General features: G+C 49.7%; 14 protein-coding genes and 1 tRNA gene. 12 read left to right on the top strand and 3 right to left on the bottom strand.

Annotated elements, in window-relative coordinates:
- The 10 genes from PRU_RS13490 to PRU_RS13445 all read left to right on the top strand — a co-directional run bounded on the left by PRU_RS13490 (position 1) and on the right by PRU_RS13445 (position 9,156).
- Positions 1-534 carry an NUDIX domain-containing protein gene (locus PRU_RS13490; protein WP_013065528.1) on the top strand — a complete coding sequence of 178 codons (534 nt, stop codon included), beginning with the start codon at positions 1-3 and terminating at the stop codon, positions 532-534.
- A gap of 87 nt (positions 535-621) precedes the next feature.
- Entirely contained in the window at positions 622-3,024 is a 2,403-nt protein-coding gene (gene topA / locus PRU_RS13485; RefSeq protein WP_013064748.1) for a type I DNA topoisomerase, read from the top strand.
- Positions 3,021-3,548, top strand: coding sequence for a shikimate kinase (locus tag PRU_RS13480; RefSeq protein ID WP_013063930.1), 528 nt, complete (start codon positions 3,021-3,023; stop codon positions 3,546-3,548). Before topA ends, PRU_RS13480 begins: the two co-directional genes overlap by 4 nt.
- A gap of 22 nt (positions 3,549-3,570) precedes the next feature.
- Positions 3,571-5,463, top strand: coding sequence for a biosynthetic arginine decarboxylase (speA, locus tag PRU_RS13475; RefSeq protein WP_013064814.1), 1,893 nt, complete (start codon positions 3,571-3,573; stop codon positions 5,461-5,463).
- A 72-nt stretch (positions 5,464-5,535) separates the two neighbouring features.
- Positions 5,536-5,955, top strand: coding sequence for an ATP-binding protein (locus PRU_RS13470; RefSeq protein ID WP_013065604.1), 420 nt, complete (start codon positions 5,536-5,538; stop codon positions 5,953-5,955).
- A 6-nt stretch (positions 5,956-5,961) separates the two neighbouring features.
- On the top strand, positions 5,962-6,264 hold the full coding sequence (locus PRU_RS13465) for an STAS domain-containing protein (RefSeq protein ID WP_013063616.1): 303 nt from the start codon (positions 5,962-5,964) through the stop codon (positions 6,262-6,264).
- Positions 6,264-7,313, top strand: a complete 1,050-nt coding sequence (locus PRU_RS13460; protein ID WP_013063828.1) for a GTP pyrophosphokinase — start codon at positions 6,264-6,266, stop codon at positions 7,311-7,313. The genes PRU_RS13465 and PRU_RS13460 overlap by 1 nt, the downstream gene beginning before the upstream one ends.
- 23 nt (positions 7,314-7,336) lie before the next feature.
- The gene (gene argB, locus PRU_RS13455) at positions 7,337-8,110 is read left to right on the top strand and encodes an acetylglutamate kinase (RefSeq protein ID WP_013063544.1); all 774 of its coding nucleotides are present in this window, start codon (positions 7,337-7,339) and stop codon (positions 8,108-8,110) included.
- A 58-nt stretch (positions 8,111-8,168) separates the two neighbouring features.
- A complete protein-coding gene (locus tag PRU_RS13450) occupies positions 8,169-8,687 on the top strand; it encodes an RNA polymerase sigma factor (protein WP_013065037.1) in 519 nt (172 codons plus the stop codon).
- Positions 8,677-9,156 (top strand): hypothetical protein, encoded by a 480-nt coding sequence (locus PRU_RS13445; protein ID WP_041386297.1) that lies wholly within the window; start codon positions 8,677-8,679, stop codon positions 9,154-9,156. Before PRU_RS13450 ends, PRU_RS13445 begins: the two co-directional genes overlap by 11 nt.
- Positions 9,157-9,315: 159 nt before the next feature.
- On the opposite strand, the gene PRU_RS13440 is transcribed toward PRU_RS13445, so the two are convergent.
- Together PRU_RS13440 and PRU_RS13435 are read right to left on the bottom strand one after the other, a co-directional pair.
- Positions 9,316-10,086, bottom strand: a complete 771-nt coding sequence (locus tag PRU_RS13440; protein WP_013065294.1) for a CPBP family intramembrane glutamic endopeptidase — start codon at positions 10,084-10,086, stop codon at positions 9,316-9,318.
- A gap of 8 nt (positions 10,087-10,094) precedes the next feature.
- The gene (locus PRU_RS13435) at positions 10,095-11,042 is read right to left on the bottom strand and encodes a bifunctional riboflavin kinase/FAD synthetase (RefSeq protein ID WP_013064699.1); all 948 of its coding nucleotides are present in this window, start codon (positions 11,040-11,042) and stop codon (positions 10,095-10,097) included.
- Positions 11,043-11,177: 135 nt separating this feature from the next.
- Here PRU_RS13435 and PRU_RS13430 point away from each other — a divergent pair.
- Together PRU_RS13430 and PRU_RS13425 are read left to right on the top strand one after the other, a co-directional pair.
- Positions 11,178-11,251 (top strand) — tRNA-Ile (locus tag PRU_RS13430).
- A gap of 152 nt (positions 11,252-11,403) precedes the next feature.
- The gene (locus tag PRU_RS13425; protein WP_187288011.1) at positions 11,404-12,405 is read left to right on the top strand and encodes a P1 family peptidase; all 1,002 of its coding nucleotides are present in this window, start codon (positions 11,404-11,406) and stop codon (positions 12,403-12,405) included.
- Between the two features lie 12 nt (positions 12,406-12,417).
- Here PRU_RS13425 and PRU_RS13420 read toward each other — a convergent pair whose 3' ends face one another.
- A complete protein-coding gene (locus PRU_RS13420; RefSeq protein ID WP_041386295.1) occupies positions 12,418-13,728 on the bottom strand; it encodes a histidine-type phosphatase in 1,311 nt (436 codons plus the stop codon).

The following is a 13,728-nucleotide window of genomic DNA, read 5'->3' as shown; positions in this document are numbered from 1 at the left end:
ATGACAGAGCATCCATTAGAAGTATTCCGATTCTGCCCTAAGTGCGGCAGTCAGGATTTTAAGATTCATAACGCACTGAGCCGCCATTGTGCCAATTGTGGGTTTACATTCTATCAGAACCCACGCGCATCAACAGCCGCTTTTATCCTGAACGATAAAGGCGAACTGCTAGTAGCCACACGAGGCAAGGAACCTGCCAAAGGCACCCTCGACCTGCCTGGCGGATTTGTAGATAACGACGAGAACGCCGAAGAGGGCATGGTGAGGGAAATAAAGGAAGAAACCGGACTCGACATCGATCCCGAAACCGTTGAGTATCAGTTCTCTATCCCCAATGTTTACCACTATTCGGGAATGGACATACACACGCTCGACCTCTTCTTCCTGTGCCACGTAACAGGCGAGGCTGTAGTAAAAGCCGACGACGATGCCGCCGAACTGCAGTGGGTACCCCTCAGAGAGGTGTATGTAGAGCGTTTCGGACTGCGCTCCATACGCCAAGCCGTACACCGTTTCTTAGCACAGAATTGTTAATAAATCTGAAAATCCTCTATATAAATAAGGTGGAAGAGAGTTTTTTGCTTACTTTTGCAGCCCGAAAGAAATATAACGCGACAGAATATGCAAAAGAACTTAGTGATAGTGGAGTCGCCCGCAAAGGCAAAGACTATTGAGAAATTCCTGGGAAAGGATTACAAGGTCATGTCGAGCTACGGACACATCCGCGACTTAAAGAAAAGAGAAATCAGCATCGACGAAAAGACGCTGGAACCAGAATACGAGATTCCCGAAGAGAAGGTTAGTCTGGTAGAGGATTTACGATCAAAAGCCGGCAAGGCAGAGACTGTATGGCTGGCATCCGATGAGGACCGCGAAGGAGAAGCCATCTCATGGCACCTTTGCGAGGTTTTAGGATTGGACGAACAGAAGACTAACCGTATTGTATTCCACGAGATTACCGAATCGGCTATTCTCGATGCCATCGAGCATCCACGCCATATCAACATGGATTTGGTTAATGCCCAGCAGGCCCGCCGCGTGCTCGACCGTCTGGTAGGTTTCAAACTCTCACCAGTACTTTGGCGTAAGGTTAAGCCCGCCCTGTCGGCTGGTCGTGTACAGAGTGTTGCAGTGCGACTGATTGTAGAGCGCGAGCGCGAGATACAGAATTTTAAGAGCGAGCCTTATTATAGTGTCAGCGGTGTGTTTGCTGTTGTTAACCCCGATGGCTCAGCCTCGGAGGTTAAAGCCCAGCTGAGCAAGCGTTTCAGCACCGAGGATGAAGTGATGGAATTCCTGGAGAAGTGCAAAACAGCCACTTTCTATGCCGATGCCATCACCAAAAAGCCATCAAAGCGTACACCTGCGCCCCCATTCACCACATCTACCCTGCAACAGGAAGCAGCCCGCAAGCTCGGCTTCACCGTTAGTCAGACAATGATGGTGGCCCAGCACCTGTACGAGAGCGGACGTATTACTTACATGCGTACCGACTCTGTAAACCTGTCGCAACTTTGTTTGAACGCTAGCAAGAGCGAGATTGTAAACCTCTATGGCGAGAACTATAGCAAACTTCGCAAGTATCACACCAACTCAAAGGGCGCTCAGGAAGCACACGAGGCCATCCGTCCATCATACATGAATATGACTGAGATTGAAGGCAGTGCCCAGGAGCGTAAACTCTACGATTTGATTTGGAAGCGTACCATCGCCAGTCAGATGGCCGATGCGGAGATTGAGAAGACCACTATAACCATCAAGAGCGATGGTATCGAGGAGGTATTCACAGCTCAGGGCGAGGTTATCAAGTTTGATGGTTTCCTGAAAGTATATCGTGAATCATCCGACGATGACGAGAACGGCGAGGATTACAGCCACTCACTGCCTGTTATCAAGAAAGGACAGGAGCTCACACGTCGCGAAATCCTTACCACCGAGCGTTTCAGTGCCGGTCCTCAGCGCTACACCGAGGCCAGTCTGGTACACAAGATGGAAGAGTTAGGTATCGGTCGTCCATCAACATACGCCCCAACCATCTCTACCATCCAGCAGCGCGAGTATGTGATGAAGGGTGATAAGAAAGGCGAAGAGCGTTTCTACTCTATCTACCAGCTGAAGGGTAAGCAGATTACCCAGAAAACCCGTAAGGAGATGGCTGGCTCAGAGCGCGGCAAGCTGTTGCCAACCGACATTGGTACTGTAGTAAACGACTTCCTGATGGAAAACTTCCCTGGCATCATGGACTATAACTTTACTGCCAAGGTAGAGCAGGACTTTGATAAGATTGCCGAGGGCGACGAGAAGTGGAAGGATATGATGAAACACTTCTACAAGGACTTTGAGCCAACGGTTGAGGAAACTCTTAACAGCCGTCAGAAGTTCAAGGCTGGTGAGCGCGAGTTGGGTAACGACCCCAAGACTGGTCGCCCAGTATTTGTAAAGATTGGCCGCTTCGGACCTGTAGTACAGATTGGCTCGTCAGAGGATAAGGACAAGCCTCAGTTTGCCCAGTTACCTAAGGAGCTGAGTATGGAAACAATCACCTTGGAAGAGGCTATGGAGCTGTTTAAGCTGCCACGCGACTTGGGTGAGTTCGAAGGTCTGCCCGTAAGCGTTGGTGCTGGTAGATTCGGTCCTTACGTTAAGCACGACCGCATGTTTGCATCGCTGCCAAAGGATGCCGATCCAATGGCTATCACACTCGACGAGGCCATTGTGCTCATCCAGGAGAAGCGCCGACAGGAAGCAGCCAAGCACATGAAGTTCTTCCTTGAGGATCCCAAGCTGGAGATTATGAACGGTATCTACGGTCCTTACCTGGCCTACGACGGACAGAACTATCGCCTGCCAAAGAACCTGCACGAGAACGCCAAGGATCTTACCTACGACGAGTGCATGAAGATTATCGAGCAGATGAAGAGCGAGGAGGGTGATAAGAAAACCGCCAAGCGAGGTGCAAGAAAAGGTGCTGGCAGAAAGGCCGCCACTAAGAAGACAACCACAAAAGCAGAGGCAGAGGCATGAAGCGCATCATTCTGATAGGCTATATGGGAGCCGGCAAAACCACCATCGGTAAGGCTCTCTCAAAGGAGTTAGGTGCCACCTTCTACGACCTTGACTGGTATATCGAGAGCCGCATGCGCAAAACAGTGGCACAGATATTTGCCGAACGTGGCGAAGAGGGGTTCCGAAAAATGGAGCACAGCATGCTGCACGAGGTGGCAGAGTTTGAGAATGTCATCATCAGCTGTGGCGGCGGCACGCCCTGCTTCTTTGACAATATGGACTATCTGAACCAGCAGGGACTGACGGTTTACCTGAAGGCCGATCCCGAGGTACTATACAACCACCTGCTGATGGGCAAGGTTGAGCGCCCGCTGATTAAAGGCAAAAGCCCCGAGGAGCTGATAACCTTTATCCGCCAGCAGCTGGAGAAGCGCGAACCTTTCTACACAAAGGCTAAGTATACACTCGACGTGAGTCTGATGGACAACTACGAGAAAATCAAGATTAGCGTCGACAAGATAAAAGAACTATTAGATTTATAACATATTCATATCCGTTTAGAAAATGAAGAAATGGACGATTGAGGATTCAAAGGAGTTGTACAACATCAACGGTTGGGGCACTTCTTATTTTGGTATCAACGACAAGGGCGATGTTTACGTTACCCCCAGCAAGAACAGCACACAGATTGACTTGCGCGAGGTAATGGACGAACTGGCACTGCGTGATGTTACGCCACCAGTACTGTTGCGTTTCCCCGATATTCTTGATAATCGTATCGAGAAAACGTGGAGCTGCTTTAAAAAGGCATCCGAGGAGTACGACTACAAAGGCGAGAACTACGTGGTTTATCCCATCAAGGTAAACCAGATGCAGCCTGTGGTCGAGGAGATTATCTCGCACGGCCGCAAGTTCAACCTTGGCCTTGAGGCTGGTTCAAAACCCGAGTTGCATGCCGTTATCGCCATGCAATGCCAAAGCGACTCAATCATCATCTGTAACGGATATAAGGATCAGAGTTATATCGAACTGGCCCTGCTGGCACAGAAGATGGGCAAACAGATCTTCATCGTAGTTGAGAAGATGAACGAGCTTGAGATTATCGCTCGCGAGGCTAAGAAGATGAATATCCGTCCAAACATCGGTATCCGCATCAAGCTGGCCTCAAGCGGCTCAGGCAAATGGGAAGAGAGCGGTGGCGACGCCAGCAAGTTCGGACTTACCAGTGCCGAATTGCTTGAAGCACTCGACTTCCTGGAGAAGAAAGGACTGAACGACTGTCTGCGCCTCATCCACTTCCACATTGGTAGCCAGATTACCAAGATCCGCCGTATCCAGACAGCCCTTCGCGAGGCTTCGCAGTTCTACATCCAGCTGCACAAGATGGGCTACAACGTAGATTTTGTTGACTGTGGTGGCGGTCTGGGCGTTGACTACGACGGAACCCGTTCTCCATCCAGCGAGAGCTCAGTAAACTATTCAATTCAGGAGTACGTTAACGACTGTATCTACACCTTTGTAGAAGCAGCCAACAAGAACGGACTGCCTCACCCCAATATCATTACCGAGAGCGGTCGCTCATTGGCTGCCCACCACTCAGTGCTGGTTATCGATGTACTTGAGACAGCCTCACTGCCCGAGATGCCCGAGGAGTTCGAGCCAGATGCCAACAGCCACCAGCTGGTTAAGGACCTGTATGAGATTTGGGACAACCTGAGTCCACGTAATGTCCTGGAGGACTGGCACGATGCCGAGCAGATTCGCGAAGAAGTTCTCGACCTGTTCAGTCATGGTATCGTCGACCTGAGAACCCGTGCTGAAGTAGAGGCTATGTACTGGAGTGTATGCCACGAGATTCATGCCCTGGCCAAGAGTCTGAAGCATATTCCCGAGGAGCTCATGAAGATTGACAAGCTCCTGGCCGACAAGTACTTCTGTAACTTCTCATTGTTCCAGAGTCTGAGCGACTCATGGGCCATCGACCAGGTATTCCCCATCATGCCTATTCAGCGTTTGGACGAGCGTCCCACACGTAATGCTACCATTCAGGACATTACCTGCGACAGTGATGGTAAGATAGCCAACTTTACCACCAATCGCAACAACTCGCACTCGCTGCCTGTTCATGCACTCAAAAAGAACGAGCCTTACTACTTAGGCGTGTTCCTGGTAGGTGCTTATCAGGAAATCTTAGGCGATATGCACAACCTGTTCGGCGATACCAATGCCGTTCATATCTCTGAGAAAGACGGCACCTACCACATCGACCAGATTATCGATGGTGAGACCGTCGAAGAGGTTCTGGAATACGTGCAGTACAACCCCAAGAAGCTGGTTCGCCAGCTGGAGGTTTGGGTTGCCAAGAGCGTAAAGCAGGGCAAGATCAGTTTGGACGAGGGTAAGGAATTCCTCTCTAACTACCGCTCAGGACTCTACGGATATACCTATCTTGAGTAGGCAGTTTCTTCTCATGCCATCATCTATCAGATGATACAAGTCGTACTTCAATACACTAAATAACAATTCGACGTGCGTTACCAAAATCATCTTACACTGCCTAACGATGTGCAGGAAGTGCCCCAGCTCAATGCATTTGTAGATGAGGTGTGCGAGACTGCAGGCCTCGACATGAGCACAACGATGAAGATTAACCTGGCCATCGAAGAGGCTGTGGTTAACGTCATGAACTATGCCTATCCCAATGGTAAGGGCGATGTGGATATCGATGCCCAGATAAACGATGAGCATCTTAAGTTTGTCATCAGCGACAGCGGTACCCCCTTCGACCCAACGGTCAAAGCCGAGGTCGATACTACGCTTTCAGCCGAACAGCGTAGTATCGGCGGATTAGGCATTCACCTGATACGACAAATAATGGATACCATTAACTACGAGCGTGTAGATAATAAGAATCTACTCACACTCAGCAAAATTATCACTAAAAAATAAATAGTTATGAAAACAACATTCAAAGAAGAAGAGAAGAATTTCGTGATGTACTTCGAAGGTCGTTTGGATACGGCTGCATCAGCAGAGGTTGAAAAGAGCATGGCTCCACTTTACGAATGCTCTGGTCACGATATCATTCTTGATTGCACAGCACTCGAGTATATCTCATCAAGTGGTCTGCGCCTGTTCCTTGGTCTGCTCAAGGCCGCAAAGCCCAAAGGCAGCCATGTTTATCTGCGCAACATGAACGAAGATCTGCGCCAGGTGTTTGCCATGACTGGTTTTATTAATCTTTTTGAGTTTATCTAATGCGCCTGTCGCCACATTGCGAAGCGTTGCTGCAGGAGTTCATCGAACTGCGGCCACAACTGATACAGCTTGACAACAAGGTTTTCGAGCTGTTACAGACCACCATGCAGCAGCAGGGCATCGAACTTAACAGCATCGAGCACCGCATCAAGGGTGTTGAGTCGTTGGCTGGTAAGTTAGAGCGCAAAGGCGAGAAATATCACTCGCTAAGCGACATTACCGACCTGATTGGCCTGCGCATTGTTACCTTCTATACCGATGATGTGGATAAGGTAGCAGCCATTGTCAGTCAGTTGTTCGATATCGACTGGAGCAACTCTGTTGATAAGCGCAAGCTGCACGATTTCAACAGCTTTGGCTATAACTCGCTGCACTACATCTGCCAGCTGCACGAGGGTAGCATTCCCTTCGAGATACAGATACGTACAGCACTGCAGCACACGTGGTCGGCCATCGAGCACGACATCGGCTACAAGGGTGCCGTTAAACTGCCCCCACAGTATCGCCGACAGTTCAGTCGCCTGGCCGGTATGTTAGAGTTGGCCGACGATGAGTTCAGCCGTCTGCGCACCACTATGACCGAATACCGCCGACAGATACAAACGCTGGTAAAATCAGGCAACCTAAGCGAGGTAACACTCTCTACCGACTCGTTCCGCAGCTATCTTGAATTGCACCCATTCGAGCGTCTTAACCAGCGTATTGCTGCTGTTAACCAGGCCGAGCTGTTCCCCGCCTCGCTGATGCCTTTCCTGCGCGTTCTGGAGCATTTTGGCATGGAATCGTTAGGCGATGTACAAGCTATGGTCGACGATTTGAGCGACACAGCCTATCAGCTGGCCCTGTCGCAGTTGGCTGTTACCGACCTTGATATCCTGTCTGAGTCGGTTGGTCTGCAGAACCTGTGCGTGGTTTACGCCTTGAAGCATGGCGGCGGTCGCGATGATGTGAAGATGATTTACGACACCCTGTACGGTGCCAACGAGAGTAACGCTATACTGGCCGATGCCATGATACGCCAATACAAGGCTATCGGACAAAAGCAGTAACACTCATACACATATTATAAAAAATGAAAGAGAAACTAACAATTGTAAAAGTAGGTGGCGCCGTGGTCGAAGACGAGGCCCAACTCAGTCAGCTGCTCAAGGATTTCAGTGCCATCGAGGGCAACAAAGTGCTCATTCATGGCGGTGGCCGTCGTGCCACTCAGGTAGCAGCAAGCCTGGGCATCGAGTCGAAGATGGTTGGCGGACGCCGCATTACTGATGCCGACATGCTGAGCGTGGTAACCATGGTTTACGGCGGCCTGGTTAACAAGAACCTGGTGGCCCGCCTGCAGGCTAATGGTGTAAACGCCTTGGGCCTTACTGGTGCCGATATGGATGTGATTCGCAGCCATAAGCGCCCCATTAAGGATGGTGTGGATTTTGGTTTTGTGGGCGATGTTGATCGTGCCGACGGTGAGATGCTGAGCCGACTGATTAAGGCAGGCATCACCCCCGTGATGGCCCCACTCACCCACGATGGTCAGGGACACATCCTGAACACCAATGCCGACACCATTGCCAGCGAAACAGCCAAAGCTTTAGCTCCCTATTACGATGTAACACTCATCTACAGTTTCGAGAAGAAAGGCGTACTGCGCAATCCCGACGACGACGATTCGGTTATCCCCACCATCACCCGCGCCGATTTCAAGCAGTACAAGGCCGATGGCACCATCAGTGGTGGCATGCTGCCTAAGATCGAAAACGCCTTGAGCGCCATCGATGCTGGCGTTAGCCGGGTTATCATTACCCTGGCCACTGCCATCGATGGAGAGAGCGGCACAAAAATTTTCTGATTTTTTTTGTTTTACTTGTAACTTTTGCCCCAGGTTATTCGTCATATAATAAGAGAGGATGAAAAAGATAAGTTTTAAAACTGACATCTTGCCGCTGAAGAACGAGCTCTACAGGCTTGCCCTCCGCATCACCCTCAACCCTGCAGAGGCAGAGGATGTAGTACAGGACACGATGATAAAGGTGTGGAATCGCCGCGAGGCATGGGACGACATCGAATCGATTGAAGCCTTTTGCCTTACCATCTGCCGCAACCTGGCACTCGACAGAATGCGACACTTGGAAAACCAGAACCAGAGTCTGGAAGAAGGCGACCACGACAAAGCCGACCAGAGCTACGCCTCGAACCCTGAAGAGCAGGCTATGCAGCGCGATCGCATCGAGCTGATACGCCAACTTATTAATGAACTGCCTGAGAAACAGCGAAGCGCTATGCAGTTGCGCGAATTCGAAGGCAAGAGTTATAAAGAAATAGCGTCGATTATGGCTGTCAGCGAAGAGCAGGTAAAGGTAAACATCTTCCGCGCTCGCCAAGCCATCCGACAAAAATATATTGAAACCGAGAAATATGGATTATAAGTATATCGAACAGTTACTGGAGCGCTACTGGCAGTGTGAAACCACACTACAGGAAGAGTCAATTCTGCGCACATTCTTCAGTCAGGAGGATGTACCAGCCAGTCTGATGCAGTACAAAGCGCTGTTTACTCTCGAGCAGGAGAAGCCTGAACTGGGCGATGACTTTGATGCCCGAATACTCGAAATGGTAGGCGAGAACACCGAAGCGCCAAAGGCCAAGATGGTAACTCTTACCACACGCCTCATGCCGCTGTTCCGTGCTGCAGCCGTGGTAGCCATCATCCTTACACTGGGTAACGCCGCACAGGCCCCTTGGGACCGCGGATGGGACGACCCGAAGGATGCATATGCTAAGTTCCACCAGCAGCATCAGGCCGACTCCGTTAACACCCTCGGCACTATGCAGGCCGAGAATATGGCCGACACCACTAAGGTAAGTGCCACGGATACGCCCGCCTTATACGAATAAGATATTTTTTTCTATGCTTTCTTTATAAATAAAACAAGTAAAACAATTAAGACGCCGAAAGCTGTGAAGCTCCGGTTTGTTTCTCTCAAATTTTCAGGAAATACTAACGCTGAAGTTAAAGGCTGCACAAACGTGCAGCCTTCTTCAATGTTATATGGTTTAAGCTCTCTTCATTCTCAGGTTAAGCTGGTAGATAGCTGGTATCAGTATGCACAGCGAGAAGAGCACAGCCAGCAGCACGCGCTGTTCGCCAAACAACTGCGCCATCGTTGGGTCGCCTGTACCATAGGCTGCCATCGATACGTTATACATGGCATAAGCCACCGAGTTGTTCACCCAATGCACCACCACGCCAGGCACGATACTACCCGTACGGTAATACATCCATCCCAGCAGCAAGCCAGCCAGAAAAGCATGCGGCATCTGAGCGGGGTTAAAATGCGACAGGCCGAACAGAGCTGCCGATATAGCTATGCACAACCAATGGTTCTGGTTCCACTTAAGCAAGGCACGCAAGATAGCACCACGAAACACAACTTCCTCAACCAGTGGTGCCAACAGTCCCACTACCACATAACCTAAGCGACTACCCATCAGTTCTTCCAATCCCTCCTGCATTAAATTTGGCAGTTCGGGCATCACTTCTTGCAGCCACATAGATGGAACGATACACCCCACCGACGCCATTGCTGCCCAGAACAGCACCATCCAAGGGCGCGTACGTATCCAATTTCTGCTAACCACAGCCCACTTGGTTGCTAAAAACAGTATCAGTCCCAGCACGTTAAATGCTATCAGCGTGCCAATCATAAACTCAGTACCCATGACGCCGCTATTCCCTAATAACCGGTTCCAAACCAGCTGGGTAACTGTCGACACCACTACCTGAAGGGCAGCAAACAGCACGGTATAAATAATCGCATTCTTCATATCCTTATTTACTTTATTATCTTTTCAAATATATCTCTAATTAATACCTCGTCTTTCTCTATCTGACGTTTTAACTCGTCAGCCGACGAAAAGTGTTGCTCCAAGCGCACAAGTTTTACAAAACTGATGGCAACTTGCTTGCCATACAGGTCACCCTTGAAATCAAGAATATTCACCTCAAGAGTGCGCTGCTTCCCATTAAAAGTAGGACGTTTGCCTATGTTCATCATCGCCTGCATAGGTTCGCTCCCATCAATACTGGCCAACACAGCATAAACACCGTCGGCAGGTATCAGCTTTTCAGCATTATCAGGCACCACATTAGCTGTAGGATAGCCCAACCCTGTGCCAATATGCTCGCCAGCCACCACGCGGCCAGTAAGTTTGTAATAGTGCTTCAGCATCTGTGAAACCTCAAAAGCCTTTCCTTCTTCGGTTATCAGATGTCTTATCAGCGATGAGCTTACAGGCACATCAAACCCATCAGGGCATACCTCCATAGCCTTAAATACGTGTATATTAAGCGCTTTACCATATTCCACATAGTCGCCGAATGTTTCCATGCGACCACGACCAAACTGGTTATCGTAGCCTATACACAGCGCTTTTACATTCAGGCGCTCGTGCAGTATCTGAGCCATAAACTCACGCGCTGTGAGCTGTGCTATCTGCATATCAAAAGGCAGCACCACCAAGTAGTCGATGCCAAGTTCGCCAAGCAACTGTATCTTCTCGTCGAGTGTGGTAATCAGCTGCGCCTGGAAACCAGGCACAAACAGCTGTTGTGGCAACTTATCGAAGGTGATTACCATTGATTTGTAGCCATGCTGCTGTGCTTCGTCCATCATCTGCTTGATAACCTGGCGATGCCCAGCATGAACGCCATCAAACACGCCTATCGTAGCAGCGCACTCGGGCACTATCATCGTATCTTTTATATCGTAGAATATCTCCATATTAGGCTGCAAAGGTACTCAAAAATCCGCAATTTACCCCTGCCAATCAATCATTTTTAGTTATTTTCTCTTAATAATTTGGATATTTAAAGAAATTGCCGTACCTTTGCACTCGCTTTTCAAAGCAAAGGCATCGGACTTGTAGCTCAGTTGGTTAGAGCAACAGACTCATAATCTGGAGGTCCCTGGTTCAAGCCCAGGCTGGTCCACAAAATCAAAAAACACTATATTTGCAATTCCTATTAAACTTTTGAACGACATGAAAAAGAAGATCTTTTTAGGGCTCTTCGCCGCTATTCGTATTTGCGGCTTAAGCATATTTACATCATGTTCAAAGAACAATGATGAAAAGATGTTAGGAGTGGATACAACAAACCGTGTCGATAACTATAGCGACATGGATAATTTGGTAGAATCCCTTCCTTTTTCAGAACTTCAAGGCATAAGCGTTGGAAATGCACAAGACAATGATGCCCAAACAGGTGTAACGGTATTCTTTTTCCCAAAGGCATCCATGGCCTCAGCGGTAGTCCTGGGTGGTGGACCTGCATCGCGCGAGGTACCACTATTAGACCCTCAGCGCAACACACAGCCTCTCAACGCTCTGGTTTTCAGTGGTGGTTCTGCTTATGGCTTGGCAGCTTCCGACGGCGTGGTAAACAGCCTTGAAGAACATGGCTATGGCTATAACACAGGCTACGGACTGCTACCCATTGTATGTCAGAGTTGCATCTTCGACCTTTCATACGGCAAAAGTAACATCCGCCCCGACCGCGAAATGGGTTATAAAGCTTGTCAGAATGCCATTGCCAGCAACTCACCACTCAGCGGCAATGTAGGTGCCGGCACAGGTGCTACAGTAGGTAAACCTGGCGGCATGGCCACAGCCCAGAAGAGTGGCATTGGTTATGCTGCAGCACGTCTTGGACAATTGGAGGTAGGTGTAGCCGTTGTTGTCAATGCCTTAGGCGACATCTTCCAGGATGGTGTTAAGATAGCAGGCATGACCACCATCGACCGCAAGGGCTTTGTAAGTGCCGAACAGGCAGTGCTCAAGAACCAGTATTCCGATCTGATAGCAGGCAATACCACCATCGCAGCCGTGTTTACCAACGCCCATCTGAGTGTCGCCGACCTACAGAAGGTAGCAAATATGGCCTCTACCGGCATGGCACGCAGCATACGGCCAGTGTTTACCATGGCTGATGGCGATACCGTTTATGCCATTTCCCTTAGCGGTGGTATGATTTTGTCGGACGTCAACACTGTTGGCGTGCTGGCCTCGCTGGTGATGGAGAAAGCCATTGCAGATGCAATCCTCGCCAGCAAGATTGCCGACGAGGAATATCTGCATAATATCTAAACATGTTTGTTTTTATTTCTTCTCCTGCTCGGCCAGCTTAGCTAAGTAGTACTCGCGAACATCCTGCCACTTGTAATAGGGCCAGGTGTCGGTTTTAAGCGGCATGTGGGCCTCGCGCTCGTTAAACAGTACCTTTACTAGGATATCGCCTGTTTTGCCTTTCTTGGGGCGATAGAAGACGAACTGAACGTTACTGCCTGTGGGGATGAGGTAGTAGGTGCGGAACGAGTTCTCGAGCTCATCGAGGTTATCAACCTGTACAGCCGATCCATCCAGATCCAGCATACACAGCAGGGGCAGCACAACGGTATCATGACCAAAACGCAGCGATACCTGTGTCTGGGTAACGGTATCGGCAGTCTCAATAATGTTCTTCAGCAGGTTCTTCTGGTTCCACTGCATCTTACCGCCTGTTTGTGGAGCATTACTGTACAACAGATACCAGTACAAGTTGTTGCTGCGCCACAGGTCGCGCAGTTCCTCTGGCGTAAACAGTTCCAACAGGGTGGCATCTCCATCATGACTCTGCATGTTCAGCGCCACATCGGCTATCTTGCTCATCAGCGAACCTGTGGTTACATTCAGATACACCCAGTGCTGATCGTTAAACAGCTGCTGCATCAGGCGCTCAGGGTGCTTCAGACTGTCGCTCATGGCCTGCTGCTTCTGCATGGCACGCATCACGTTCATCTGTGGCATACCCATGCCGCGCTCCTGGCGTGATGGCGAGTAGTTCATATAGTGCATATCGGCCTTGCTGGCATCATTAAAGATACGGGCCGATGGATTAGCAGCCTGCAACTCCTCACACTCAGCCATCATAGAGATAATGGCACGGATAGAGGTGGTAGAAACCGAGTGGATAGGCAGATTAGGTTTCTTGAAAATCTCAGGGAAGTTCTGCGCCATGCGCTTAGCGATGCCATGGTGCTGACGCTGACCAGTAGCTGTCAGGTCGCCCAGTCGGTCCTTAGTAGTCTTCTGCATCGAGTCGAGCTTAGCCAGCACCTTATCGCCCAGCGGCGTAAGCTTACCGGCATACTTGGCCTTGCGCAACGTCTGTACAGGCATGGCATAATCGTTCTCCTCAAGCAGATAGCGGGCACCATGGCGACCATAGTGCGACAGATAGTAAGGCTCGTAGCCCTTAGGGGCAGGTGTTAGAGATGTACGTGGCAAATGATCGTAGTCGGTCATGTTACCAGCAGCCAAGAACTTGTCGGCAGCAATCTCTTCGAGTGCTGTCTTTCCTGAAAAACGTGCGATTTGTGCCTGAGCAGTCATCGCACTTGCCATCATCAGGCAAATAAAAAACTTTTTCAT

It is taken from the genome of Xylanibacter ruminicola 23 (assembly GCF_000025925.1).
Taxonomy (GTDB): domain Bacteria; phylum Bacteroidota; class Bacteroidia; order Bacteroidales; family Bacteroidaceae; genus Prevotella; species Prevotella ruminicola.
This window is presented reverse-complemented; position numbering and strand designations above follow the sequence as displayed.

Coding starts and splice junctions, on each gene's coding strand:
- PRU_RS13490 (WP_013065528.1), top strand. CDS start 1: ATGACAGAGCATCCATTAGAAGTATTCCGATTCTGCCCTAAGTGCGGC.
- topA (WP_013064748.1), top strand. CDS start 622: ATGCAAAAGAACTTAGTGATAGTGGAGTCGCCCGCAAAGGCAAAGACT.
- PRU_RS13480 (WP_013063930.1), top strand. CDS start 3,021: ATGAAGCGCATCATTCTGATAGGCTATATGGGAGCCGGCAAAACCACC.
- speA (WP_013064814.1), top strand. CDS start 3,571: ATGAAGAAATGGACGATTGAGGATTCAAAGGAGTTGTACAACATCAAC.
- PRU_RS13465 (WP_013063616.1), top strand. CDS start 5,962: ATGAAAACAACATTCAAAGAAGAAGAGAAGAATTTCGTGATGTACTTC.
- PRU_RS13460 (WP_013063828.1), top strand. CDS start 6,264: ATGCGCCTGTCGCCACATTGCGAAGCGTTGCTGCAGGAGTTCATCGAA.
- argB (WP_013063544.1), top strand. CDS start 7,337: ATGAAAGAGAAACTAACAATTGTAAAAGTAGGTGGCGCCGTGGTCGAA.
- PRU_RS13450 (WP_013065037.1), top strand. CDS start 8,169: ATGAAAAAGATAAGTTTTAAAACTGACATCTTGCCGCTGAAGAACGAG.
- PRU_RS13445 (WP_041386297.1), top strand. CDS start 8,677: ATGGATTATAAGTATATCGAACAGTTACTGGAGCGCTACTGGCAGTGT.
- PRU_RS13440 (WP_013065294.1), bottom strand. CDS start 10,086: ATGAAGAATGCGATTATTTATACCGTGCTGTTTGCTGCCCTTCAGGTA.
- PRU_RS13435 (WP_013064699.1), bottom strand. CDS start 11,042: ATGGAGATATTCTACGATATAAAAGATACGATGATAGTGCCCGAGTGC.
- PRU_RS13420 (WP_041386295.1), bottom strand. CDS start 13,728: ATGAAAAAGTTTTTTATTTGCCTGATGATGGCAAGTGCGATGACTGCT.